Below are 26,054 nucleotides of genomic sequence, written 5' to 3'. Positions count from 1 at the left end.
TAATCTATTTAATGTGAATGCCTACCACCATAGGACAAAATTAAAGTGTGCGTGAAATGGAGAAAGTATTGGATAAAATTTTGCCTATCATGGGCGTGGAGAACGACTGTATCGTGAGTAAGCAGGGGGATATTACAGTCGCTTACAGAGTTATCCTTCCTGAGATATTTACATTGGGGAACGATGACTATGAAAACCTGCATCAGACCTGGAACAAGGCGATGCGGGTTTTACCGAAGCATACCGTTTTACATAAACAGGATTGGTTCACTGAAAGTGTTTACCAGCCGGAGAATGACGGTGAAGAAAAGAGCTTTCTCCGCAAAAGTGCTGACAGGCATTTTAGGGGCAGGAAGTTTCTGGATCACCGTTGTTATTTATACCTTACCAAAAAGCCTGCTGGCAGAAAACCGTCCAGTAGTGTTTTTTCAAATCTGATCCGTACATCTCTTGTACCTGAACAGACCGTAAACCCGATCCTGTTCCAGGATTTTCTTGACAGCTGCGGCCAGTTCAAACAGATTATGCAGGACAGCGGGCTGCTTACATTAGAGCAGCTTTCAGATAATGAGTTAACCAGTGATAAAGGCCGCCCCGGTGTGATTGAAGAATACTGCTTCTTAGCAGATAGCCCTGATTCCACTATTGTGAAAGATATCTCCTTTGATGAATCTATCAAAGTAGGTGAAAAATTTGTACAGATTTACACCCTGGGTGACGTAGACGATGTGCCGGCTATGTGCGGGTCCCGGATTAACTACGAAAAGTACAGTACCGACCGTACCAAATTCAGTATTGGATTTGCCAGCGCGATCGGCCAGCTGCTTCCCTGCAACCATATTTACAATCAGTTTATTTTTATTGAAGATAGTCAGAAGACGATTCAGCAACTTGAAAAGAAACGTCTGCGTTTGCAGTCGTTGGCTGGTTACAGCCGTGAGAATGCGATTTCGCGGGATGCTGTAAACGATTTTCTCAACGAGGCCGTATCAGAACAGCGGCTGCCGGTACGCGCTCATTTCAATGTAATGGTCTGGACCACTGAGAAGGCAGAACTTAAAGACCTTAAAAATAAGGTCAGCGCTGCACTGGCTCAGATGGATGCAGGTGCTAAACTGGAAACTGTTGGTGCGGCACAAATCTTTTGGGCCGGGATACCGGGGAATGCTTCTGATTTTCCGATGAATGATACCTTTCAGACTTTCGCGGCACAAGCATCCTGTTTTCTGAATAATGAGGGTGCACCGAAAAGTGTGCCTGAAAAAGAAGGTATCCGCTTTTCTGATCGATTGACGAACAGACCCGTCTTTGTCGATCCGTTTGACCGTCCACGGAAATTAGGGATCAGCAGCAATATGGGTGTGCTGTGCTGCGGCACATCCGGCGGTGGTAAATCGATGACCATAAATCATGTACTTCAAACCATGTACGATCAGGGGGCACATGTGGTGATTGTTGACATTGGTGGTTCCTATCAGGCGTTGTGTGAACTGGTTGGTGGGTATTATTTTACGTACACCGAGCAGAACCCCATAAAGTTTAATCCTTTCTTCCTGCCTGACGGCCCGGTGTTGGATACTGAAAAAAAGGAGAGCCTTAAATCATTGCTAATTTCTTTGTGGAAACAGGATAATGAAAACTTCAATCGTAGTGAATATGTTGCCCTATCCAACGCCATCCAGTTGTATTATGATCACCTGCAAAAAGACGCTGCAATTTTTCCGTCTTTTAACAGCTTTTATGACTACCTGAAAAATGAATATGTACCGATTTTACGTGAGCATAACGTACGTGATAAAGACTTCGATATTGACAACTTCCTTTATGTTTTAAGGCCCTACTATGCTGGCGGAGAGTTCGACTACCTGCTCAATAGCACTGAGAACCTTAATATGCTGGACCAGCCATTTTTAGTGGTAGAAATGGATAATGTCAAGGATCATCCTATCATTTTCCCGGTTATCGTGCTGATTTTGATGGAATCCTTCGTGTCAAAGATGCGGAAGTTAAAAGGTGTAAGGAAGGTGCTTTGCGTGGATGAAGCCTGGAAGGCGATCGCCAAATCCGGCATGGCTGAATTTCTTAAGTATGCATTTAAAACCATCAGAAAGTTTAACGGAGTGCCGATTGTTATCACGCAGGAACTCGACGACCTGGTAAATTCTCCGGTAATCAAAGATGCGATCATCAACAACGCAGATATTAAGATCCTGATGGACATGCGTAAGTTCCTTCACAAGTTTGACAAGCTGCAGGAAACATTGGGCCTATCTGAGAAAGCAAAGACCATGCTGCTTTCAGTGAATAAGGATGACCGGGAGATCTTCATAGATATTGGTGGCCAGGTACAACAGGTATACCGGAATGAACTCTGCGTAGAAGAATATCTCGCATTTACTACGGAGGGAAAGGAACGCATCAAAGTGCTTGATTTTGCCCAAAAGCACGGCAGTATGGAAAAAGGTATTGCAGCTTTAAGTGAAGAAATGAAAAACAAAAAAGGTGGGGTATGAAAAAGCTATCATTAACACTGTTATTGACCATTGCAATAATCATTGCACCGACACAAAGAAGCCATGCCATTGTGTGGGTGGTTGTAAAAGCCGCGATTAAGAAGGTCATTATTGCCATTGACTTAGGTATACAGAAACAGCAAAACAAGGTCATCTGGCTGCAGAACGCACAGAAGACATTAGAGAACTACATGAGTAAACTGAAGCTGGATGAGATCTCAGACTGGTCAGAAAAGCAGAAAGCGCAGTATCAGAAGTACTTTGATGAACTCCGCAACGTAAAGCTACTGATTAGTTATTATCAGCGCATCAAAGATATAACGCAGAAAGAAACACGAATTATCAATGAGTATAAACGCGCCTGGAATCTGCTTAAGAATGACACCCATTTTACTGCGAAGGAATTAGACTACATGGAAAAAGTTTACAACGGTATTCTGGATGAGACAGTAAAGAATATCGATCAGCTAACTATGGTAATCAACTCCCTGCAGACACAAATGACGGATGAAAAGCGACTGGAAATCATTGATAAAACCTCTGGCAAGGTAGATGAGAACTATATGGATTTATTACTATTCAATCGCCAGAATGCCATGCTGAGCCTGCAACGAGCCGCGGATGAGGCAGACATCAACCGTGTCAAATCTATTTACAGTCTCAAATAAGTGTTGCACCATGAAGAAATTAGTTTTATTCATCTGCATTCTTGCAGTATACAGCTCCTCTTATGGGCAGAGCGCGATTACCAGTTTCTTTTCGCAAAAGAAAACACAGCGCAAATATCTAGCGGAGCAGATCGCCGCTTTAAAGGCATATAAAGGCTATCTCGAAAAGGGATACAACATAGCTAAATCGGGTCTGAATACGATCAGTGATTTCAAAAATGGTGAGTTTAACCTGCACAGAATATTCTTTAATTCATTAAAAGAGGTTAATCCAGCCGTAAGGAAATATGCCGGTATTGCTGATATCGTAGCTGTGCAAACAGATATACTTACTCTGTATAAATCTACATCCAGATATCTCAAATCCGGCAATTCATTTTTACCTAATGAGATCAATTACATCGACCAGGTGTATACGAGGGTGTTGAACGACTGTTCAAAAAACATTGATGAACTCATTACCCTGATTACAGATAGTTCGCTGCAAATGAGCGATGACGAGCGGCTTGCAAAGATAGATCAGCTCAAAGCCAATATGAGTGATAACTATGACTTTACAGGTGCTTTTTATAAGGATATCCGGGGTTTGGGTCAATCCAGACTGAAGGAGAGCAGAGAGGTAGATACACTTAAAACGTGGTATTAAAGTGAAGGATTATGAAAGCATTAGTCGCCTTTTCATTCGGATTTCTGGTTTCCCTGATGAGTTATCAGAAATCCTATGCGCAAGCAAATGAATTAGCCCAGCTGGCTTTGAACATAGAAAAGCTGGCCCAGTTCAAACAGATATTATCCGACCTAAAAAAAGGGTATGAAATCGTATCTAACGGTTATGGAACTATCAAAGACATTTCCGAGGGCAACTTTAACATTCATAAAGTTTTTTTAGATGGTTTGATGGAGGTCAGCCCAGCGGTAAAAAAGTATTATAAAATAGTACAGATCGCAGATTATCAGATTGAGCTGGCAAAACAGTATAAAGCTGCCTATAAAATGTTTGTCTCTTCAAATCAATTTTCCGAAAGAGAATTGAATTATATATCGGCGGTTTATAAAAATCTCATCAATCAATCTTTGCAGAATCTTGATGAATTAATAAACGTCACCACTGCCGGTAAACTTCGAATGTCCGATGATGAACGCATCAAGGCCATCGACCGGATTAATGATGAAATGGAGGATAAACTAACCTTCCTGAAATCATTTAATCAGGATACTAACCTGATGTTATTGGGTAGACTGAAAGAAACTCATGAAGTGACTGAGCTGAAGGGGATTCATGGGATCAAATAATTACGATTTAATCGATACAGTATGAAAAAGTTGAGTATGATGGGTGTGGTTGGTATCACGCTGTTTTTGATCAGTCACGCAGCGCGGGCTGACGGGGTTGGGGATGAAATATCGCAAATGCAACCCGTATTGGATAATCTTTACGATGAAATGATGCCCTTATGCAGCCAACTCATATCCGTAAGTCGGGGCATTGCTGGTTTTGCCGCCCTGTTTTATATCGGAAGCCGGGTATGGCGGCATCTGGCGAACGCGGAACCCATAGACTTCTATCCGCTGTTTCGACCGTTCTGTCTGGGCTTTTGTATCAGTTTTTTCCCATTAGTGTTAGGCATGATCAATGGCCTCCTGCAACCGACGGTTACCGCTACTGCTGAAATGGTGGAGGGATCGAACAAGTCAATTGCCATTCTTCTCAAAATGAAGGCTGAGGCTATAAAGGAGACAGACCCGTATAAAATGTACATCGGTCAAAACGGGGAGGGTGACAAGCAACGCTGGCTGAAATACCTGCATGGTTTGCCAAAAGATGCGGCTGATGTCGATGAAGGTGTGTTTGAGGGTATTGGTACGGATATCTCTTTTGCAATGGCGAAGGCGGGTTATCGCTTTCGTAACAATGTTAAAGAATGGATGTCCGAGATACTCAATGTTCTGTTCCAGGGGGCCTCACTTTGCATCAATACGATCCGAACGTTTCAAATGGTCGTGCTCTCCATTCTCGGCCCGCTGGTATTCGGTTTAGCCGTCTTCGATGGGTTTCAACATACCCTAACGGGCTGGCTGGCTAAATACCTTAATATCTTTCTGTGGCTCCCTGTGTGTAACATCTTTGGTGCGATCATCGGAAAGCTACAGGAACAAATGCTGAAGCTGGACCTGAGCCAAATTGGTAGTACAGGCGATACCTTTTTCAGCGCCTCCGATACCGGTTACCTGATATTTATGATTATCGGAATTGTAGGCTACTTCACTGTGCCTACTGTGGCTGGACTAGTAATAAATGTTGGCCAGAGTGGTGCACTGGTTGAAAAGATGAATACGATGGTTCAAAGCGGAGGCGGTGCTGTTATCAGCGGAGGCGGTGCAGCTATCAGCGCCGGGGCTGGAAATTTAATGGCAGGAGCAAGAGGTATTGCCAACGCCGGCCAGCATATCAGTGAAGGTATGTCCGGTAATTCAGAACACAGCGGCAAAGGGGTGGCAGGCGCAGTAGGCCGTGCCGCAGGCGGAGCAGGTGCATATATGCACAATAAGCTCTCCGGGAAGGATAATAGTTAATTGAAAAAGTGAGGCACCATGTTTAAACAAGCAAAAAATTTAGATCAGGCGTTTAAGTCTATACGTCTTTTTACCATCATCATTATAATCGCGTTTTCCGGAGTCTGTGGTCTGGTGATCTACAAATCATATGGTGTAGTAATGAAGGAGCAAAGCAGGGTATATGTGCTTATCAATGGCAAAGCCCTGGAAGCCTATGCATCAGACAGAAAAGATAACATTCCGGCCGAGGCCCGCGATCATGTAAAAACTTTTCATCAGCTTTTTTTTACCTACACGCCTGATGAAAAGGCTATTACTACAAATATTTCCAAAGCCTTGTATTTAGCTGACATTAGCGCAAAGGAGCAATACGATAACCTTAAAGAGCAGAACTATTTTTCGGGTATTGTTGCCGGGAATGTTTATCAAACCATTGAAGTAGATAGCATTCAGTTAGACCTGGATCAATACCCCTACCACTTTAAATGCTTTGCAACACAGCATCTTTCACGGTCAACCAGCAAAGTTGATCGCTCTCTTATTACTGAAGGATTTCTTCGAAATATCAGCAGGTCGGAAAATAACTCTCATGGATTCCTGATCGAACGCTGGAAGACCATTGAAAATAAAGATGTGAACATTCAAAAACGGTAAACATGGTTATCAGGCAAAAAACAAAAAAGCGCAGCCCTACCGGCTGGGTAAAGGATCGTGCTGTCACTAAAATCGCGGGCTTTATCCTCTTATCTCAAAGGGAATGGGCTAATTGGATGAATAACAAAACCAGCAAAATGCCACTTCAACGTGTACGTCTGATTGCAATCGCGATGGGCTTGCTACTTGCAGCGGTTAGCGTCCACGCACTTTATCAAGGAATTACTGGGAAGCACTCCATAACCGGGACCAGGTTAAATGCTATGTCTACACCAGTAGTGATTATGCCGCGTGAGACTCTGACCTCATCGGATTCTGCATTGCGGCGGCAAATCAGCGATATCGATGAATTTCTCGATACCCTGAAAAAAACGGTTTCGGGTCGCAGGCACCTGGCGAAGATCGTGCAGTCGCATCCAGGTATCCTGGACAGTTTAAAAGCAATGAAAAATTTATATGGACTTAAATGAACGTGAAATGGAAAATTTGAAATTTGTTGAAAAGCAGCCTCATTCAGAAAAGTTCCTCCGGGAGCGAAAAATGAGTTTGGTAATGCCGTTGCTAATTCTACCCTTTCTTACACTCGCATTTTGTGCTTTAGGTGGCGGTAAGGGTGTCAGTAATAAAGCGCCGAAGGCAGATGATAGCGCACTGATAGCCCGTTTACCTGAAGCCGGCAGCTTCCAGGACAGCACCTTTGACAAAATGCAATTTTATGAGGAGGCGCAGAAAGATTCTGCTGACCGCGCGAAATTGGCGGATCAAGACCCGTACTATTCAAATAGAAGTGATGATCCATTGTTCTCTAACCAGTTTTCAGGTAGTGATGATAGGGTAACAGACGATCATGATATGCCGTCCACATCCCGTTTGTCGGATGTCGATCAGAATGAAAAGCGAATCCGGGAAAAGCTGGCAGCGTTGGATCATGCTGTTAACGAAAAGGGATCTGTGAAGACTCCTGAAGATCTTCCATCATCTGTGAGTCCGGTAAAAGCCGGGCAATCGGTCAATTCCAGCGATATAGACCGGCTGGAAAGTATGATTTCGAGCGTACAGGGAGGGCAATCCGGCAGTGATCATGAAATGCAGCAGATTCAGGATGTGTTAGGCAAGATTCTGGACATCCAACACCCTGACCGCGTTCAGGAACGCTTACAACAGGCTTCACAAAAAAATCAGGGTCAAGTGTTTGCAGTGTCAGTAGCCAATATAGACCCGGTAACCACTTTAGACAGCAACCAGCTTCCTGCAACATCCGGTTTCAATAGATTCTTTGGACTGGAAAACGATCTCGCCGGTGAGATGAATTCGCCGGTTGCGAACAGTATCCCTGCAGTGATCAGTGATGACCAGGTACTGGTCACCGGTGCCTTTGTTAAATTGCGCCTGACATCGGATGTTTTTATCAATGGCCAGCTGATTCCGAAGAATACTTTTTTATTCGGACAATCCGGTGTTAACGGAGAGCGCCTTAACATAACAGTGACTTCTGTTCGCTATCAAAATAGCATATTTCCGGTTCGCCTGAGTGTGTACGATATTGACGGCCTGGCCGGTCTCTATATTCCGGGTGCGATTTCCAGAGATGTAGCAAAAGAATCCGGTGACCGCGCTGTTCAGGCACTGGGTATGTCGTCACTTGATCCTTCTGTATCAGCACAGGCTTTAAGCGCAGGGATCGATGCCGCAAAGAGTTTGCTAAGTAAGAAAATAAAGCTGGTGAAAGTTGCTGTTAAGGCAAATTACCAGATATTCCTTAAGGACGATAATCAACAAAGCAAGTAGTAATCTTTAAAAACAATACAATGAAAAGAGTTTGTGCAGTTATGGCAACAGTGTGGATGATGCTGTTTTCATTAGGTGTGATGGCGCAGGAACTGGCTTCACTTAAAAGTAACGTTCCCAATCAGATTTATGTTACGGTAAATAAAACAACCAGTATACTTTTCCCTTCAGGGGTGAAAAGTATTGATCGCGGCAGTAAAGATATCTTCCTGCAAAAAGCGAAAGGCACAGAGAACGTGGTACAGGTAAAGGCCGCTAAAGCCGGATTTTCTCCTACTAATCTAACTGTCATTACGAGTGATGGAGCCGTGTATGCCTTTATCATCTCTTACGATTCCGATCCGAAAGCACTGGCTATTCAGCTACCGCCTAACGGGAACAGTTCTAAGGGGGCCGTAATCTTTACGGCTCAGAAAGATAATGAAGCTAAGTTCAATGATCTGGCATGGCAATTAGTATCCAAAAAAAGCAATATGTTCCGTCCGGGGGATGAACGCGATTTTGTTCGCCTTGAGCTGGCGGGATTGTTTGTGAAGGATGACGCTTTTTATTTTCAGTTCAGGCTTTCCAATAATTCTAACATCAGCTACGATCTGGACCAGTTTAGGTTTTTCATCAGTGACAGGAAGAAATCAAAACGTACGGCCTCACAGGAGATAGAAATTTTGCCGCTTAGCGTAGCCGGCAATTCAAAAGTCATTAACAGCTGCAGTTCCCAAACCGTTGTTTTTGTACTTGATAAATTCACATTGGCGCGGCAGAAATATCTGCATGTTCAGATGACTGAGCTGAATGGTGGCAGAAACCTGGATCTGAAGATACTTAACCGGCACCTGAATAAGGCTAAAGTTTTGTAGGTGAAATAATAGAATTGATAACGTGAAATTGAATAGTGATGGCGATTAAGAATGCAGACTACATCGTTAATGATGTAATCAGAGGTAGCGGTTTTCCTGACCGGATCGGTGACCCGTTGAAACAAGCCTTGTTAACAGCGGATCAAAAAGGTGAAAGTTCCCTGAAGTTTCCTTTTTCCGATATTAAGGAAGGGAATACTGTAGTTAGTAATTTGGCTTTCAAACGGGGAACGAAGAATCCCGATGTATGGTTTTACGATGGGTTCAAAGAATCTGTAAAAATTGCCCCTCATAACTTTGTCAAGGATCTTACTTCTAATAATCAAAGTGAGCTGAAGTTCACTTATAATGAGGCTTATCAAATGATCACCAATGGTTGGGTTTACAAACGAGGACTACACAACAAGGAGGGTGAAGCCTATAACACCTGGGCTGGGGCGATTATAAATGAACACAACCAGACGGAGATCAAGACCTACCATGATAAATATGGGTACAAACAGGAAGATAGTATGAAAGCACTTCCAGTAGTCAATTATCGTCCTGAAGATACGCTGAAGGTGTTTGATAAAGATGAGAAGATGTATAAGGACGTGCCTCTGACTATTGATCTGGCATATGGAGAGATGGAAAAAGGTAAAAGTGTTCCGCTGCGTGTTATGTTTGTCGAGGAAGTGGACAACAAACCAGTTGGCAGAGAGATACTGGTATCGGCAAATGCGTATCCACCGGCAAGAAGTCATAATCTTTATGCTGAGGGTGTTAGTGTTGGAATGGACCTGACAGAGAATTTTAAACAATACATCGCAAAGCATCCTGAGTTGTATCAGGATTTGCTTTACCCTCTTGCATCTGCTGTACAGGAGAAAAAAGACAACAATGTTGGTGTTACAAATAAACAACAGGTTAGTGCAGGACAAAAGCAGTCGTCTGGCGCTGTAACAGATGGTACATCTTCAGAAAAAAAAAGTGACGCTACAGCTGAAATGCAAAAACCAGGCAAGGCTGAGAAAGCTGGTAAACCAGTCAAGAATACTGGTCCTAAAAGGAAAAGGAATTCAATCTAAAAGGCGATATGCAAGTGACCAAGCGAAATGGAATAATCATGTAACATAGGGGCTTTCCCCCTGAAAGATCAGGGGGAAGTTCTTTAAAATTTGTACTCATGGATAGGGTTTTAGATGATATAATGAAATGGAATGAGCATGAGAAGGCCCTCAAATCCTTGTATCCTGATCAAAAGAAAAAAATTGCCAGCGAGAAACTTACCTTCTATGAGGAGCTTACCGCTAAGTATAACAAGTTGCCATTGAGTGATTTTGAAAAGGCAACATTTAAATCCGCTGATTTTGACAGGAGGAAACTGATAAAGGGCATCTATCCCTGGCCGTTGAATGTTGTCAGGAACCTCCTGACCCCCCGGCTGCAGAAGGTAATTGAACAAAAAAATGAACTTAGGGATCGGAACACGTTCAACGATGTCAGAAATGAGATGACCAGATTGAAGCTAGGCGACTATATCAAAGATTTGCCCAGGCATTATAATAAAAATGCAGAAACACTTACGGTGCCTATTGGATTTTATACTGCTGAACTGAACTACATCGAAATCGAGGTGAAGTTTAAAAAGGATCAGCAACAAAAATTTCATCTGGAAGGATTAAAAACTACTGTTAAGAATCCATCCGGAAAATTAATCGGCAGCCGCGACTTCGCTGATGTGGCAAAGACTGATCGGTTATTTACTCCGTTAGAGATGGGAAATTTAGTTATGGGCAGGCCAGTAGGGCGGGATGAAAACGTAGAAGGAAAGTTCGTTACATCCTATTTTATGTTAGACCCAAATGATCGGGATGCAAACCGCAACCAGAAACTCAAAGAACATCCACCCGTGCAGACATTGAATCTCGAAAACATTCTTGCAAAAGTTGACTTTAAGGACAAGGATATCCCCGGTTTTCTGGATCGTGTTGCGCAGGATTTAAAAGCGGGCAATCTCGTCAATACCGAGGCTATTGTTAACGGGGCGGCTAAACCTTTTACAATGGTGATCAATTTGCAGCGGAAGGATATCATCTTTATCGACAAAAACGGTGAGAAATTTTCATCTGACGAGGTAAAAAGTACTAAGGCAGAAAAGCAAACTAAGAGTGTTACCAAGGGCACTAAAACCAGTCAAAGCCAGAAAGCCGGCAAAAATAATAACAAGCGTAAGGGGATCGACCAGGAGAAGGAATCTGCCGGTCGAGTCAATGGCCGTAAGGCGAGGACCCGGAGTGTATAGGTAGTTTTTTTATAGATAAAATTGGTGACATGGAAAACATGAAGATCTTATCTGATTTTTTTACAGCCGCTCAGACAGATCCTCGAATAGGGCTTAACCATATCGGGCTTTTTGCCAGTCTTTATCAATATTGGTTAAACCAAAATTGCCCGGTGCCGTTGAAATTGTTTTGCTCGGAAGCTAAACAACTGGCTAAGGTGTTATCCAATGCCAGCTACTACCGATACGTGAGAGATCTGGATTGCTTCGGCTACATAAGGTATGTGCCCTCCCTGAAACGGAATGTTCCCAGTAGCCTATATTTTGAGACCACAAATCGAAGAGAGAATGGAAAATGTGATAACGCAAAATGATTTGAAGATGTTCAGGCTTCAGCTGCTGAATGATATACGCCAGATCGTGGATGAGAAATTGAGCGCCATGTCTGCACCCATTGTAAACGACTGGATAAAGGCCGGAACGGCCCGGAAGATATTAGATATGTCGCCCGGTAGCTTACAAAACCTGCGTATAGCTGGTAAAATCCGGTTTAAAAAAATCCGTGGCTCTTATTATTACAACCTGAAGGATATTAATAATTTATTCAAATAGTTATGGCTAAGAATATGGAATTGCTCAGGAAGTATATTGGAGTCTTGAGCCGTGATGAACGGATAAAACCAAAGCATATGATCTTATTTTTAACGCTGGTTTATATGGGCTTGTCGCAAAATTCAGTGGATATGATCCGGATAACCAGACGCCAGGTGATGGAAACTGCCCATATCAAAGGCATTCCTACTTACCATAAATACATGGCGGAGCTTCAGCATTTTGGCTATATTGATTACCTGCCTTCCTTTCATCCTGCGGAAGGGAGCCGGGTAGCCATCAGGATTTAGCAGTCAACAAGTTCATCTCCCCAAAGTGTTTTAATCTTTAGGGAGACGAACTTTTGCTCAACTACCTGAAAACTCTTCCACTACCTCGTCATTTATTTCTTCTGCCGCCGACTCCAACACCCGGCTTTTAACGGCAGCTGTAAAGGTTTTTCCGATTGCGCGGGTGAAAGAAACTTCTTTACCATCCAGGATTTTCTTGAGTTTGTTCATACTGTTTCTTAGGTGATCTTTCTCCAAACGCAGGTATTTTTCGGTCTGTTTAACCGATTTATGCCCAAGCATTTTAGAGATAACCTTAAGTTCAACGCCATTGTTAAGACATAAGGACGCAAAAGTGCGGCGGGGCAGTATGGGTGGTAAGCCGTTTAACAATCCTGGCTCCAGCGGCAATTTCCTTTAAATACAAATTATAATTGGCATTAGCGACAACCGGTAGCAACACACCCTTTTTCAAACATTCATGATTAGCGTATTTCTCTATAATGCTTTGGGCATCCCTGAATAGAGGTATATCGGCCTTCCATTTCGTTTTGGTACGGTCCTGAATGATCCACCAACTTCCTGTAATGAAATATAATGAAACCTTATTATCAGGTAAAGTATTTAAATTACTATTTATTTCATAATCTGTGTTTATAATAATCATTTCGTAAATCTCGTATCGACTTTTGCTCATATGGAGTGATTGAGTATGTTCTATAAATATCTCTTCTTTTTTTGGAAGATATTCACCAAGTTCTTTTTTTCAATTCATCTGAATATAGATAAATTAGAACAACGGAAGATTTCTCAATAAATTCAGAATCATCTATTATTAAGTTAGGAGATTCGCTTAGAATTAATATTAAAGCAACGGCTAATTTTTGAGGAACTATTTCATCAGAAAAGGTGTGTATTTCCAAATTAATTTTTCCTGCTATCGAAACAATGAAAATCAATTCATCGTTTACTTCCCTAGCTGAAAATATTGATAGCTTACTTGACAGATTCTCAAAAATTATCTCTAAATCATCTTGGTCTAATAGATTTCTTGATTGTTCAATCCCAATTCCTAGTGTTTCGTTAAATATCAAATGACGTAAATATAATGTATATTTGAAGAAATATTTCCAGAGATGATACGCTATACCGTTAAATTAACAAAGAGTGAAGTTGAAGAATTACACAGCATAATAAATAAAGGTTCACATACTTCTCAAACCTTTCGTATGGCTTATATTCTATTAAATTGTGATGAGGGGAAGTACTCGGAAAAAGTGACCAACGAGCAAATAAGTAAAGTCTTGAAAGTTGGGATGCGCACAATAGATCGGGTTAAGAAGAAATTTATTGAAGAAGGCTTTGAAGGGGTATTAGAAAGACGGCCTTCAAATCGTATTTACGAGTCTAAAGTGGATGGAGATATAGAAGCGAAGTTAGTCACATTATGCTGTAGTGAGCCACCTAAGGGATTTGCTAGATGGTCATTACGGCTCCTGGCAGACAAGATGGTTGAATTAAAGTATGTCGAAAAGATCTCTCATGTAACAGTAAGAAAGGTCTTAAAAAAAATGAACTTAAGCCCTGGAAATCAAAAGGGTGGGTAATCCCACCGCATTGTAATAGCGAATTTGTGGCAAAGATGGAGAACGTGTTAGATGTATATAAAAGGCCTTATAATGCTGATTATCCTGTTATTTGCATGGATGAGTCGCCAAAACAGTTAGTCGATGAAGTGAGACAATCAGTTGCCATGAAGCCTGGTCAGGAAAGAAGAGTAGATTACGAGTACGTTAGACATGGCATGGTAAATATATTTATAGCAAATGAACCATTGAAAGGGAAGCGTTTTGTGGAGGTAACAGCATTCAAAGCCAGAAAGGATTGGGCAATGTTTATTAAAGAAATCGCAGATAAGAAATATCCCAAAGCGAAAAAGATAACCCTGGTGATGGATAATTTAAAAACGCACACGGGTGCTGCATTTTATGAGACCTTTGAACCCAAAGAAGCAAAAAGGCTGTGTGACAGATTTGAATTCATCTATACCCCAAAACATGGAAGCTGGTTAAATATGGCCGAAATAGAATTGCACGTATTGAATGGACAATGCCTGAACAGGCATATATCTACAATCGAGAAGGTAAAAGAAGAGGTCACTGAATGGCAAACTAATCGAAACAATAAGAACAGCCAAATAAACTGGCAATTCACAAACAAAGAAGCAAGAGTGAAGTTAAAAAGATTGTATCCGTCAATTAATAATTAACCTAACACTAGTATACTATATGAGAATCGAGATTTACCGATATTATCAATTATTAAAGTGATAATTTTTTTAAATATTCTTTTCCCTTGTCGAAGTTCAAGTCCTTCACAATAATTTATAAAAGACAGGAAGGATCTGATTACATTTTCTTTACTTTATGTAGCCCCTACGTTTATAATTATAACAATCCTAATAATAATGTAGACCCCGATGGAGAGGAGGCATATACTCTTGTAGGATCAGCCGCCCAAACGGCATTCAGGATGATACAGATGATTATGGGAGGTGCGCCAATTCTTGGAATGCGTATACATTTTTTTTTGAAACAAAGACACCAAATATTTATCATAACACCGTAGAGGCTATAAAAACGGGTAAGCGATATATATTAACGTGGGCTCCTCATCTGGAGGAAATTAATCGTAATTTAGCCTTGCGAAACTACTTTGGTCCACCTCCTGTAAGAGGTGTGACATCTAGGGATGAGTATCCCTTTGCAAGAAGTTTAGAGGGAGGGTTTTATCTGGGGTCTTATGCAAGGGTAGAAACTGTCCCTGAAAAGGAAAATTTTATACAAGCTGGTAGTCTGTCGGCATTAGGGTTGAAACCGGGTGACAAACTTATAGTTATTCCTATCGACAGAAAAGGACAAATGCCCAAAGAATTTGTTTCTCAGCTTCAACAGGATAATAAATACGATATTTTAGTTAATTTTATTAACACATTAAGTATATTAATTTCAAAGGAATCTGCCCCGATTCCATTAATTCCTAACGAAAGCTTATTACCACCATCTGCACAACCAATATTTAATATTGGACCTTTAAATTAAAGTCTTATGATAATACGCAATTATCTCGATGAACTTTTGGAATATTTAATAAAAAACGGCTCCCCACTACCAGAAAAGGTAACTTCTGGCATGTCAAGAGATGAAATCAAAGAGAAACTAAGTTTCTTAAAAAGAGATATTCCGGAGACTGTGTACCAGTTGTTTGAATGGAAGACAGGACAAAGGTTTGAGGATGAAAAACCACCCTACATGTTGCATAGTCTTTGCCCTCTGGTCGAATTTTACACCTTGGATGATTGTATAGAACTTTATAAGATAAAAAGAGATTTTGGGGTAGATAAAAAATACTTTCCTTTGTTTTATAACATTGGTATGGATGTTTGGTATATTGATTTAGAAGACGGGGCTAAAAGCAAAGTCTTCTTTTATAACCCTGGGATAACCCTGTCTGAGGATCCAATGACCATTTATGATTCTTTGGAAAACATGTTCTATTCGACCCTAAAGGCCATTGAGGAAGGTATTTATACATACGATAAAGGATGGAATATTGATCCTCGGCAATTTGAATTCTTCCACAAACTCAATCCTAGTTCGTTATACTGGGATACTGACAAACGTTATGAAGGAGATGATCCAGATGATTTTGAATTTTTTGATGATTGGAATGAATCCGAAAAATAGAGATGATTTTTATGACATTTTAGGATGAATTCCTAAATCTTGTGCTACCAAAATAATAAGTGCCTTCAGCCTTTTTGACTGAAGGCATTTTTGGTAATAATTTATAAGGGTGGTTGGAATATTTGTCGAAAGCTTAGATGAATATCCATTTGCAAGTTCTCTGGAAGGGGGATTCTACCTCGCGTCATATGCGCGTATGCAGGTTGTTCCAAGCGGAGAAAATTTTATTCAGGTCGGTCGTATTAGTGGATTGCGTTTAAAGAAAGGGGACAGGGTCTTGGTTATACCAATTAACAAAAAGGGAGAAGTGCCTAAAGAATTTCAGGCAAAACTACAGGATGATATTAAACTGGACATTTGACTCGGTTTTCTTCAAATATTAACTATATTGTCTTCAGAAGTTAGAATACCAATAACTCCAAGTACTATTCAACCCTCTCCTCAAGCAGTATTTAATATCGCCCCCTTAAATTAGTTGACAATGAGTATAAGAAAATCATTAAACGAATTATTAGATTTATTGGAAGGATTTAATCACCCTATCGTAGATTTACTGACACCAGGGTTAACCAGACATGAAATAACCCAAAAATTGAGTTTTTTGGAACGGAATATACCAGAGGTAATATTTGAATTATTTGAATGGAGAAACGGAAGAATCTTTTCTGAGGAAAGGCCCCCTTACGGGATTAACATTCTATGGCCTTCGGGAACTTTTTACTCATTAGAGGATTGTATTGATATTTATAAAAGTTGCTGGAAATCACTTGGTAAAGAATATTTCCCTGTTTTTGCTAGTATTGGTGGAGAATTCTGGTGTATAAATATGGATGAGGGATATAATAGTTTTGTGTATTTATTTGCACCCACACTTACCCATTCTTCTAAGCTGATTTCCCAATTCGATTCATTGGAAATAATGATAGATTCATTTATTTCGGCTATAAAGAATAAAGTGTACGTTTACGACGAGGGTTGGATAACTGATCCAAAATTATACTTTGATTTTTTCAAACACCGTAATCCAAAATCTGTTTTTTGGAACCACTCAAAAAGTTACCAAGGGCACTAAAACCAGGCAAAGTCAGAAAGCCGGCAAAAATAATAACAAGCGTAAGGGGATCGACCTGAAGAAGGAATCTGCCGGTCGAGTCAATGGCCGTAAGGCGAGGACCCGGAGTGTATATGCAGTTTTTTTATAGATAAAATTGGTGACATGGAAAACATGAAGATCTTATCTGATTTTTTTACAGCCGCTCAGACAGATCCTCGTATAGGGCTTAACCATATCGGGCTTTTTGCCAGTCTTTATCAATATTGGTTAAACCAAAATTGCCCGGTGCCGTTGAAATTGTTTTGCTCGGAAGCTAAACAACTGGCTAAGGTGTTATCCAACGCAGGCTACTACCGGTACGTGAGAGATCTGGATTGCTTCGGCTACATCAGGTGTGTGCCCTCCCTGAAGCGGAACGTTCCCAGTAGCCTATATTTTGAAACCGCAAATCGAAGAGAGAATGGAAAATGTGATAACGCAAAATGATTTGAAGATGTTCAGGCTTCAGCTGCTGAATGATATACGCCAGATCGTGGATGAGAAATTGAGCGCCATGTCTGCACCCATTGTAAACGACTGGATAAAGGCCGGAACGGCCCGGAAGATATTAGATATGTCGCCCGGTAGCTTACAAAACCTAAGTATAGCTGGTAGAATCCGGTTTAAAAAAATCCGTGGCTCTTATTATTACAACCTGAAGGATATTAATAATTTATTCAAATAGTTATGGCTAAGAATATGGAATTGCTCAGGAAGTATATTGGAGTCTTGAGCCGTGATGAACGGATAAAACCAAAGCATATGATCTTATTTTTAACGCTGGTTTATATGGGCTTGTCGCAAAATTCAGTGGACATGATCAGGATAACCAGACGCCAGGTGATGGAAACTGCCCATATCAAAGGAATTCCTACTTACCATAAATACATGGGGGAGCTTCAGCATTTGGGCTATATTTTTTACCTGCCTTCCTTTCATCCTGCGGAAGGGAGCCCGGTAGCCATCAGGATTTAGCAGTCAACAAGTTCATCTCCCCAAAGTGTTTTAATCTTTAGGGAGACGAACTTTTGCTCAAATATCTGAAAACTCTTCCACTACCTCGTCGTCATTTATTTCTTCTGCCGCCGACTCCAACACCCGGCTTTTAACGGCAGCTGTAAATGTCTTTCCGATTGCGCGGGTGAAAGAAACCTCTTTACCATCCAGGATTTTCTTGAGTTTGTTCATACTGTTTTTTATGTGATCTTTCTCCAAACGGAGGTATTTTTCCGTCTGTTTAACCGATTTATGCCCGAGCATTTTAGAGATAACCTTAAGTTCAACGCCATTATTAAGGCATAAAGACGCAAAAGTACGGCGGGCAGTATGGGTGGTAAGCCGTTTAACAATCCTGGCTCCGGCGGCAATCTCCTTTAAATACAGATTATAGTTGGCATTAGCCACAACCGGTAGCAACACACCCTTTTTCAAACATTCATGATTAGCATATTTCTCTATAATGCTTTGGGCATCCCTGAATAGAGGTATATCGGCCTTCCGTTTCGTTTTGGTACGATCCTGAATGATCCACCAACTTCCTGTTTCATCGATTTCAATGTCGGACATACTCAGTTTTTCGACATCGGCGAAAGCCAGACCTGTCATACAGCTAAACAGAAACACATCGCGTATACGATCCAAACGGTCAATTTCATAATTGTGGTTAACTATCTTGTACAATTCTCCCTCATTGAGAGCATCATGTTCCACATCATCAAGGTGCATTGCAAATTCTGCAAAGGGATTGGAAAGAATGTACTTCTTTTTAACGGCGATCAGTACGATCTTTTTCATGTTGGAGACATATTTACAAGCCGTATTATTGCAACAGGATCTTACCGACATGAGGTAGAAATAAAAATCATTTACAAAATCATAGTCCAGGTCAGCTAAAAGCATATCCTCTTTAGCATATTTCCATTGGATGTAATCGCGGGTATGACTGTAGGCAGTGGAATACCGTTCACAGGTGCCAGCGGCGGCCTTTCTTTTTCCGACCAGAATGGCTAGCTGGTTGTTATGCTTCTTGAATTCTTCCAGTAAATAATACTTAGGAGTGTCACGACCTTTTACATAATCAATCAGTATTTCAGCAGTTACCTGCTTGTCGGCTGAAATCAAATCAGTACGTTTCTTTTCAAGTTTAGCTTCAAGCGTAGTAAGAAAAGTGTTCAGGGTTTGGGAAAGTTCATCCTTTCCCAGGCTACGGCCTAATTGCTGATGCCATTGTTTGGGTAAACATTTACGCTGGATAGAGGCTTCTTTGACTATGCCGTCAACAGTGATACGGATGTAAATAGCACGGGGCTGACCCAGATCCTTCTTAGGGGCCTTTAAAAAAAACAGTACTGAAAAACTTTCACTCAACATAACTCAACAATTTAAAGGTGATTAAATGTCGAATTATTGTTCGGGTCTGTCAAGATGTTAACATTTTGAACATCTTGACAGACAGTTACTTACACTCAAATCGTGGCACCTTTTTTTTATTTCGAGAGGTGCCACGATTTACGCTATTTTTTTTGGGCGTTTTTGAAAGATTTGGTGGCTTTTTTGGGAAAAACAAAAAAGCCTGCCATCTTCCGAAAGCAGGCTAGTAAAGAACTTTATTGAAAATGTGTCAGTTACAACACGGTTTTCGTTATAAGTTTCATAATCAGGGCGGAGAAAGAGGGATTCGAACCCCCGGACCTGTTACAGTCAACGGTTTTCAAGACCGCCGCATTCGACCGCTCTGCCATTTCTCCGCTGCAAATGTGAAAAACAGATCGTGATTCACCAAATATTTTTTTAAAATGTGTAAAACATTTTTCAAAAACACCCCCGGCACGCACCCGCTCACCCCTACAAATCACTCCTCAAAACCGCACCACTACTCGCATTCGTCACCAAAGCCCTATACTGCCCCAGCCATTTTGAAGTCAAAACTTTTTTTACCGGCACAAACTCCGCTCTCCGCTTTTTGATCTCCTCAGCCCCCAAATTCACCTCCAGAATATACTTGTCCACATCAATATGAATCTCATCTCCATCCTTCAGCAACCCAATCATCCCCCCTTCAGCAGCTTCCGGAGATACGTGTCCAATTGACGCACCCCTCGTTGCCCCACTAAATCTGCCATCCGTAATCAAGGCCACAGCACTTCCCAATCCCATACCCATGATCAAACTCGTTGGCGTCAGCATCTCCTGCATCCCAGGCCCGCCTTTCGGCCCTTCATACCTGATTACCACCACATCTCCCGCCTTCACTTTCCCCATCAGTATCCCTTCTATCGCTTCCGGTTGCCCGTCAAAACATACAGCCTTCCCCGTAAACACCCTGGAACCAGTGATCCCGGCCGTTTTAATTACCGCTCCCTGCTCCGCCAGGTTGCCATACAAAATCGCCAATCCGCCTACCTGGCTATAAGGATTATCTATCCTGTGAATGATCTTGTCATCCTTAATCTCCGCATCCTTTATCTTCTCAAAAATAGTCTCCCCGCTAATCGTCAGATTATCAACCAATACACCATTCCCTCTCTTATTCATTTCCTTCATCACCGCGTTCACTCCACCTGCCTTGTTGATATCCTCCATATGTACTGTCGTCAAACTAGGGGAGATCTTCGCAATATGAGACACGTTTTTAGAAATCTCATTGATATCTTTCAACTGGAAATTTACGTCCGCCTCACTGGCAATGGCCAGCATATGCAGCACGGTATTAGTACTTCCGCCCATGGCCATATCTACTGCAAACGCATTCCTAACCGCATTTTCATTCAGGATATTCTTCAGTTTGAATCGCTCCCTGGCTACATCATCCTTCACAATCTCGCAGATCCTTTTGGCCGCTCTTCTGTAAAGTGCCTCTCTTTCAGGCGTCTGGGCGAGGATCGTTCCATTCCCTGGCAGGGCAATACCCATTGCCTCCATCAGCGTATTCATGGAATTCGCTGTAAACATCCCGGAACAACTACCACCACTCGGACAGGCATTACATTCAATATCCCTTAGTTCTTCATCACTCATCATCCCGGCTTCATGCTTACCTACCGCCTCAAAAGCTGTGGCCAGATCGATAGGTGTGCCATCTTTTTTATATCCTTTTGCCATTGGACCTCCGCTGACAAAAATAGTAGGCACATCTACCCTGAGCGCCCCCATGATCATACCTGGCACAATCTTATCACAGTTAGGGATGGCAATCATTGCATCCAGTTTATGTGCATTCATCACACTCTCTACAGAACTTGCAATCAACTCCCTGCTTGGCAATGAAAACAGCATTCCGTCATGGCCCATAGCGATCCCGTCATCCACTCCGATCGTATTGAATTCAAAAGGAACGCAGCCATTGGCGCGAATTTCATCTTTAATAATTTCTGCCACTTTATTCAGGAAAAAGTGACCCGGAATGATTTCAATGAATGAGTTAGCCACACCAATAAATGGCTTGTTGAAATCTTCATCTTTTAATCCGGTTGCCCTGAATAATGATCTGTGTGGTGCTCTTTGATACCCTTTTTTTACTTCATCACTTCTCATGATGGCATGTTGTTTTTAGAATTACATATGTGATTTCAGTCTGCTAAGTGTCTCCGGCGAAATATTCAGGTACGCGGCAAGGTTAGCATTAGATAATCGTTGAATCAGTTCCGGATTGTTGATCAGCAGGCTGCGGTATCGTTCCGCAGCGTTTTGTGTAAGTAGACTACTGAGTTTTGAATTGACGACGGTCAGGCCATATTCGAGGATGTAGATATAGATCTTATCCCATCCGGGAATGATCTCCCTGAGTTTAAAAAAATCATGATGAGTGATCACCAGTAACTCCGAGTTCTCTACAGCCTGTATGTATTCCGGTGCCGGCTTTCTGGAAATAAAGCTGACAATGGAAGTCAGGAAAGTATTTTCGAAAGCCATGAACCGGGTAGATTCGTTACCGTAGGAGAGCCGTAGACAACCTTTGGCAATGAAAAACAGTTTGTCGGCGACCATGCCTTCTTCCAGCAATAGTTCGTTCTTTTTTGCCGTGACCTGTTTGAAATAGGAAAGAGCCTCAGTGAGCTGTTCTTCACTGAGGGGCGTGTTTTTCCGGATGAGGTCTGCAAGGTCGGCCGTCATTAGTCTGCAATTGTTGGGTCAAAGATGGGGGAATTTCTTATCAAAAAGATTGACCTTGGTCAAAATCGGAGCTGCTTGAAATAGAAAAGTTTGCACGTGGTAGGGGCCAGTAAATTAAAGTCGCTTCTTGCAGGCAAATCCTTTGATCATGTAAGTGCAATCAGCAGCATTGCATGCTGCTGTAATTCGGACATAGATTCCATGCTTAGACTTGTAATATTTACGGAAGCTGTAAAGGCTTTTACAAACGCACCTTGGGGGATGCCGTTCTGGGATGCTGTTGGGTTCTTTCCTAAAATTGATTGAATGTCATGGACCTTGACTGATTAATACCCATATTGTGCGGTAGATTCACTGAACGATGATGTAAAACAGGTGCATGGAAGTCCGGGAGAGCCACAGCTCCAGGATGTAAGTTTTGCAGTGAATGAAAAGACGGGATTCTATATTTGTGCCAGTAATGAAAGCTGCACCGATGTCTGCTTTGAAACCCTGGAGCGTGTCCATAATACCGGGCTAAGGTTGGAGGATATCTAGGTTAACAATGGTAGGAATTCGTGCCCCGAACATGTTACGAAGGCAGATGCTGTGGCTTAAAAAGGGGTTCATTCATTTGCAAATGTTACGTAATGCGGATTGAAATAAAGGAAAGTCCACCCGTGTTAAGATGGTAGATCCGGCGCAGAAAAAAGCAGGATTAACTAAAGTTATCCGCAGTAAAAAAGTATTAGACGGAAATAATTATGAAAATCAGAGGTAATATTCTTAGCTTCTTTCTTATGCTCATTGTGTTGCAGACAGTCTTTTGCAAGACCTTTGCGCAGTTGAAAAGGGTCAGGGTTGAAAAGACGACCTGCTGGCATGAAAGAGATCAGATTCAAGGTTATAAGCTGCTTGTAGTGATGGAATATAATGACTCAACAATTAAAATATTAGATGATTATTATGATCTGGAAAAGCTTGCAAGTCTTTCAGACAGTATAAAATTGGCTATAGTCGGACAATTGCTGCAGTTTAACGGCGATCTTTCGATTTGTTGTAGGAAAGTATATAGATATTATTACGAACCATATGAAAGGGTTTGTGTAGGCCGGCCTGGATCTCAAACATACCCGATATCTATTGATGCATTGTATATGATCAATAAAATTGTGCGTCCTTATGGGATAAGTTTTTATTCATGTTTCCCTGTTGTTATTGATTGGAAAACTAAGAAAGAACTAAACGATTGCCCGGATTTGATTGCAGACTATTACAAAATTTATGAGGAATGTTATAAGGAGGCAGTCCGGGCAGAAAAAATTGGGGATGGCTTTCAATTTAATACAACAAAGTATGCCTGGTATGGTGCAATAGAGGATACTGTAAGGGAATGGATTGAATGACGACCTGTTTGATATGCTATAAGATGCTTTCTTTGAAGATTATAAAGCCATCACTTCCCTCACTAAAATATAAATCCCCATAACCAGTACAAACCAACCAAAGCCTCTTTTCAGTTTCCCTGCGGGTACCTTACGATTCAAATAACTACCCGCAATAATACCAACCATGGCCAGCAATGTCACTGTCACCAGTAATCTCCAATCCATTCCCTTATCCTGTAAATTCCCCGTAAAGCCAATCAATGAATTCAGCGCAATCACTAACAGTGACGTTCCTACGGCTTCTTTCATCTGCAGATGTAATAGTAATACAAGTGCCGGTATAAGTAGAAATCCACCGCCGGCGCCCAGCAAACCTGTTACCAGCCCGATACCTGTGCCATAGATCACCAGCTTCACGAAACTAATTTTCATATCGTTCCCTTCAGGGAGCGTTTTATTACGCATCATAAAAACTGAAGAAGCCAGCATCAGCACTGCAAATAACACCATCGTCAACCAGCTTTCTGTGATGACGAAACCATGCACTGTCGCAATATGTTCAGGAATAACAGGCACCAGCCACTTACGTGTAATAAATACGGTAATAACAGAGGTAGCTGCAAATAATAAGGCCATCCTGATATTCACCGTACCCTCCTTATACTGCCTGGCAGCACCAATAAGACTTGTGGACCCTACCACAAATAAAGAATAGGAAGTAGCTGTAACGGGCGAGACACCAAAAAGATATACCATTACAGGCATTGTAAGTATGGAGCCTCCTCCACCGATCAATCCAAGCGACACTCCAATCAGTAAAGAAGCAATATATCCAAGGAGATGCATAATATTCATTTTAAGGCAAATGTCGTTCGCTTCATCGGTGCTGTCTGTGATATTAGTCACCTTGCCAATGGTTGCCCCAATTATCTAAAACGTTTTTCCATCTCAATACCTGAAAGGTATTGTCAAACTCTACCAGGAAGATAATGGATTAAATCATGAATTTAATGTTGTGTGACAAGGGTCACAGATGGCGTTAGTAATAGGCTGCATCTTTGTGCTATCAGAAAAAGCAACATTATGTATTTTCAGCACATTTACGATAATAGCCTGGCACAGGGCAGTTACTTTATAGGATGCCAAAAAGCTGGCGTCGCCGTTGTGATAGATCCTAAAAGAGATGTAGATACCTACATAGAAATCGCCCGGCAGCAGAAAATGAATATCACTCATATATTTGAGACACATATTCATGCTGACTTCCTATCCGGATCAAGAGAACTGGCAGCACTCACCGGTGCTAAAATGTACCTGTCTGATGAAGGTGGACCCGACTGGCAATATGAATTTGACCATGAAGGCCTCCGTGATGGAACGATCATCCCGCTGGGCAACCTCGAATTTAAGGTATTGCACACTCCCGGACATACACCGGAAAGTATCAGTTTCCTGCTGACAGATAAGCCAGCCAGTGATGTTCCTGTAATGCTCTTTACCGGTGACTTTGTATTCGTAGGTGATATTGGTCGTCCTGACCTCCTTGAAAAAGCTGCCGGACTTAAAGGTACCCAGGAAATAGGGGCTCACCAGTTATTTCTATCACTGAAAAAGTTTAGTGCTCTCCCTCCTTATGTTCAGGTATGGCCTGGTCACGGTGCGGGCTCAGCCTGCGGCAAAGCACTGGGATCTGTACCTTCCACAACCACTGGCTATGAAATGGTCAGGAACTGGGCCTTCCGCTTTGAACAAGATGAAGAAGGATTTGTAAAGTACCTGCTGGAAGATCAGCCTGAACCTCCCAGATATTTTGCGATGATGAAAAAGCTAAATAAGATAGACCGGCCACTGCTCACGGAAGTGCCTGCCCTGAAAGCGCTTGGCAAAGAAGACCTGAAAGAAGCAATGACCAAAGGCTATAAGATCATCGATACCCGCGATAAAAATACCTTTGCCAAAGGATATATCCCCGGAAGCATAAATATCCAGGGAAATAATTCCTTCAATACCTGGGCAGGTTGGTTCCTGGATTATGATACACCTTTTGTCTTACTTGCCGAACCCTCTCAGGTAAACGATCTTACCCGTAAGCTCATGCGGATCGGATTGGATAATGTCTTTGGATATATACCTTCCTTAGATAGCTGGGAAGGACCCCTTGATAAGGCGACCACCATTTCCCTGGATGAGTTTAATTCACTGCACGAAAATAATGGGATCCAGCTCGTAGATCTCAGGGGAGCCACCGAGTACAAATCAGGGCATATAAAAGGTGCAGAAAATGTGTTTGTAGGCTCACTGCCTCAGCATATAAACAAGATCAGCAAAGATAAAAAGGTGGTAATCTATTGTCAGGGAGGTGATCGCGCCACCATTGCCTATTCATGGCTTGCCGGACAAGGCTTTAAAAATATTCAGAATTATACTGAAGGTATAAATAAATGGCTACAGGAAAATAAGCCTGTAGTGAAGGGATGATGTCAACATTTTTGAATTGAATAAGGGTTGATAACCATATTTATCATGGGGCTTCCCTGGATAATCTGAGTCGCTTAG

Annotated in this window: 30 protein-coding genes and 1 tRNA gene; 22 read left to right on the top strand and 9 right to left on the bottom strand. The window is 41.8% G+C overall.

Translation table 11 applies throughout. The annotated features are described in order from the left end of the window. Positions 1–56: 56 nt before the first annotated feature. From U0033_RS13305 to U0033_RS13245, 13 genes are all read left to right on the top strand, one after another. Positions 57–2,513 carry a TraG family conjugative transposon ATPase gene (locus tag U0033_RS13305; RefSeq protein WP_072366418.1) on the top strand — a complete coding sequence of 819 codons (2,457 nt, stop codon included), beginning with the start codon at positions 57–59 and terminating at the stop codon, positions 2,511–2,513. Further along, entirely contained in the window at positions 2,510–3,181 is a 672-nt protein-coding gene (locus tag U0033_RS13300) for a conjugal transfer protein TraI (protein WP_072366420.1), read from the top strand. The genes U0033_RS13305 and U0033_RS13300 overlap by 4 nt, the downstream gene beginning before the upstream one ends. Before the next feature lie 10 nt (positions 3,182–3,191). Beyond that, positions 3,192–3,827 carry a hypothetical protein gene (locus U0033_RS13295; RefSeq protein WP_072366422.1) on the top strand — a complete coding sequence of 212 codons (636 nt, stop codon included), beginning with the start codon at positions 3,192–3,194 and terminating at the stop codon, positions 3,825–3,827. Positions 3,828–3,838: 11 nt separating this feature from the next. After that, entirely contained in the window at positions 3,839–4,474 is a 636-nt protein-coding gene (locus tag U0033_RS13290; RefSeq protein ID WP_072366424.1) for a hypothetical protein, read from the top strand. A 21-nt stretch (positions 4,475–4,495) separates the two neighbouring features. Beyond that, positions 4,496–5,755 (top strand): conjugative transposon protein TraJ, encoded by a 1,260-nt coding sequence (gene traJ, locus U0033_RS13285; RefSeq protein WP_083571917.1) that lies wholly within the window; start codon positions 4,496–4,498, stop codon positions 5,753–5,755. A gap of 18 nt (positions 5,756–5,773) precedes the next feature. Continuing rightward, positions 5,774–6,391 carry a conjugative transposon protein TraK gene (gene traK, locus U0033_RS13280; RefSeq protein ID WP_072366426.1) on the top strand — a complete coding sequence of 206 codons (618 nt, stop codon included), beginning with the start codon at positions 5,774–5,776 and terminating at the stop codon, positions 6,389–6,391. Positions 6,392–6,393: 2 nt separating this feature from the next. Continuing rightward, positions 6,394–6,861, top strand: a complete 468-nt coding sequence (locus U0033_RS13275; RefSeq protein ID WP_072366428.1) for a hypothetical protein — start codon at positions 6,394–6,396, stop codon at positions 6,859–6,861. Positions 6,862–6,868: 7 nt separating this feature from the next. Continuing rightward, complete coding sequence (gene traM / locus U0033_RS13270) at positions 6,869–8,179, top strand: conjugative transposon protein TraM (RefSeq protein ID WP_177318760.1); 1,311 nt, start codon at positions 6,869–6,871, stop codon at positions 8,177–8,179. 20 nt (positions 8,180–8,199) lie between these two features. Beyond that, on the top strand, positions 8,200–9,036 hold the full coding sequence (gene traN / locus U0033_RS13265) for a conjugative transposon protein TraN (protein WP_072366432.1): 837 nt from the start codon (positions 8,200–8,202) through the stop codon (positions 9,034–9,036). 38 nt (positions 9,037–9,074) lie between these two features. After that, the gene (locus U0033_RS13260; RefSeq protein WP_072366434.1) at positions 9,075–10,103 is read left to right on the top strand and encodes a hypothetical protein; all 1,029 of its coding nucleotides are present in this window, start codon (positions 9,075–9,077) and stop codon (positions 10,101–10,103) included. A 98-nt stretch (positions 10,104–10,201) separates the two neighbouring features. Beyond that, entirely contained in the window at positions 10,202–11,320 is a 1,119-nt protein-coding gene (locus tag U0033_RS13255) for a hypothetical protein (RefSeq protein ID WP_143150984.1), read from the top strand. Between the two features lie 327 nt (positions 11,321–11,647). Beyond that, positions 11,648–11,911 (top strand): MerR family transcriptional regulator, encoded by a 264-nt coding sequence (locus U0033_RS13250; protein WP_072366440.1) that lies wholly within the window; start codon positions 11,648–11,650, stop codon positions 11,909–11,911. 77 nt (positions 11,912–11,988) lie between these two features. After that, positions 11,989–12,201 carry a hypothetical protein gene (locus tag U0033_RS13245; RefSeq protein ID WP_143151036.1) on the top strand — a complete coding sequence of 71 codons (213 nt, stop codon included), beginning with the start codon at positions 11,989–11,991 and terminating at the stop codon, positions 12,199–12,201. A 57-nt stretch (positions 12,202–12,258) separates the two neighbouring features. Here the strand turns inward: U0033_RS13245 and U0033_RS13240 are convergent, their stop codons facing one another. The 3 genes from U0033_RS13240 to U0033_RS13230 form a co-directional block, all read right to left on the bottom strand. Continuing rightward, a complete protein-coding gene (locus U0033_RS13240) occupies positions 12,259–12,411 on the bottom strand; it encodes a hypothetical protein (RefSeq protein WP_245801896.1) in 153 nt (50 codons plus the stop codon). A 103-nt stretch (positions 12,412–12,514) separates the two neighbouring features. Then, a complete protein-coding gene (locus U0033_RS13235) occupies positions 12,515–12,877 on the bottom strand; it encodes a site-specific integrase (RefSeq protein ID WP_177318784.1) in 363 nt (120 codons plus the stop codon). A 52-nt stretch (positions 12,878–12,929) separates the two neighbouring features. After that, entirely contained in the window at positions 12,930–13,274 is a 345-nt protein-coding gene (locus U0033_RS13230; RefSeq protein ID WP_072366838.1) for a hypothetical protein, read from the bottom strand. A 42-nt stretch (positions 13,275–13,316) separates the two neighbouring features. Here U0033_RS13230 and U0033_RS13225 point away from each other — a divergent pair. From U0033_RS13225 to U0033_RS13195, 7 genes are all read left to right on the top strand, one after another. Continuing rightward, positions 13,317–14,449 (top strand): IS630 family transposase gene (locus tag U0033_RS13225; protein WP_322518493.1). Its coding sequence is split into 2 segments (ribosomal slippage): positions 13,317–13,740 and positions 13,740–14,449, totalling 1,134 coding nucleotides; the frame shifts between segments, so codons are not numbered across the junction. A 433-nt stretch (positions 14,450–14,882) separates the two neighbouring features. After that, positions 14,883–15,281: a NucA/NucB deoxyribonuclease domain-containing protein gene (locus U0033_RS13220; RefSeq protein WP_143151031.1), complete on the top strand. Its 399-nt coding sequence runs from the start codon at positions 14,883–14,885 to the stop codon at positions 15,279–15,281. 6 nt (positions 15,282–15,287) lie between these two features. After that, positions 15,288–15,926 carry an SMI1/KNR4 family protein gene (locus U0033_RS13215; RefSeq protein WP_072366807.1) on the top strand — a complete coding sequence of 213 codons (639 nt, stop codon included), beginning with the start codon at positions 15,288–15,290 and terminating at the stop codon, positions 15,924–15,926. Positions 15,927–16,035: 109 nt separating this feature from the next. Then, on the top strand, positions 16,036–16,287 hold the full coding sequence (locus U0033_RS13210; protein ID WP_072366805.1) for a NucA/NucB deoxyribonuclease domain-containing protein: 252 nt from the start codon (positions 16,036–16,038) through the stop codon (positions 16,285–16,287). Between the two features lie 120 nt (positions 16,288–16,407). Continuing rightward, positions 16,408–16,998 (top strand): hypothetical protein, encoded by a 591-nt coding sequence (locus U0033_RS13205; protein ID WP_072366803.1) that lies wholly within the window; start codon positions 16,408–16,410, stop codon positions 16,996–16,998. A gap of 442 nt (positions 16,999–17,440) precedes the next feature. Further along, positions 17,441–17,704 (top strand): hypothetical protein, encoded by a 264-nt coding sequence (locus tag U0033_RS13200; RefSeq protein ID WP_072365551.1) that lies wholly within the window; start codon positions 17,441–17,443, stop codon positions 17,702–17,704. Positions 17,705–17,781: 77 nt separating this feature from the next. Further along, positions 17,782–17,994 carry a hypothetical protein gene (locus U0033_RS13195; protein ID WP_143150940.1) on the top strand — a complete coding sequence of 71 codons (213 nt, stop codon included), beginning with the start codon at positions 17,782–17,784 and terminating at the stop codon, positions 17,992–17,994. A gap of 57 nt (positions 17,995–18,051) precedes the next feature. On the opposite strand, the gene U0033_RS13190 is transcribed toward U0033_RS13195, so the two are convergent. From U0033_RS13190 to U0033_RS13170, 5 genes are all read right to left on the bottom strand, one after another. After that, complete coding sequence (locus U0033_RS13190; protein WP_072365448.1) at positions 18,052–19,389, bottom strand: site-specific integrase; 1,338 nt, start codon at positions 19,387–19,389, stop codon at positions 18,052–18,054. 292 nt (positions 19,390–19,681) lie between these two features. Beyond that, positions 19,682–19,766: transfer RNA gene (locus U0033_RS13185), tRNA-Ser, on the bottom strand. A 97-nt stretch (positions 19,767–19,863) separates the two neighbouring features. Then, complete coding sequence (gene ilvD / locus U0033_RS13180; protein ID WP_072365451.1) at positions 19,864–21,552, bottom strand: dihydroxy-acid dehydratase; 1,689 nt, start codon at positions 21,550–21,552, stop codon at positions 19,864–19,866. 21 nt (positions 21,553–21,573) lie between these two features. Then, positions 21,574–22,131 (bottom strand): Crp/Fnr family transcriptional regulator, encoded by a 558-nt coding sequence (locus tag U0033_RS13175; protein WP_072365453.1) that lies wholly within the window; start codon positions 22,129–22,131, stop codon positions 21,574–21,576. 351 nt (positions 22,132–22,482) lie between these two features. After that, the gene (locus U0033_RS13170) at positions 22,483–22,638 is read right to left on the bottom strand and encodes a hypothetical protein (RefSeq protein ID WP_177318730.1); all 156 of its coding nucleotides are present in this window, start codon (positions 22,636–22,638) and stop codon (positions 22,483–22,485) included. A 236-nt stretch (positions 22,639–22,874) separates the two neighbouring features. On the opposite strand from U0033_RS13170, the gene U0033_RS13165 reads away from it, so the two are divergent. Beyond that, the gene (locus tag U0033_RS13165; protein ID WP_143150941.1) at positions 22,875–23,516 is read left to right on the top strand and encodes a hypothetical protein; all 642 of its coding nucleotides are present in this window, start codon (positions 22,875–22,877) and stop codon (positions 23,514–23,516) included. 39 nt (positions 23,517–23,555) lie between these two features. Here U0033_RS13165 and U0033_RS13160 read toward each other — a convergent pair whose 3' ends face one another. Then, complete coding sequence (locus U0033_RS13160; protein ID WP_245801869.1) at positions 23,556–24,404, bottom strand: sulfite exporter TauE/SafE family protein; 849 nt, start codon at positions 24,402–24,404, stop codon at positions 23,556–23,558. Positions 24,405–24,581: 177 nt separating this feature from the next. Here U0033_RS13160 and U0033_RS13155 point away from each other — a divergent pair, with 177 nt between their 5' ends. Next, positions 24,582–25,976, top strand: a complete 1,395-nt coding sequence (locus U0033_RS13155; RefSeq protein ID WP_072365456.1) for an MBL fold metallo-hydrolase — start codon at positions 24,582–24,584, stop codon at positions 25,974–25,976. Positions 25,977–26,054 lie beyond the last annotated feature (78 nt).

It is taken from the genome of Chitinophaga sancti (assembly GCF_034424315.1).
GTDB lineage: Bacteria > Bacteroidota > Bacteroidia > Chitinophagales > Chitinophagaceae > Chitinophaga > Chitinophaga sancti.
This window is presented reverse-complemented; position numbering and strand designations above follow the sequence as displayed.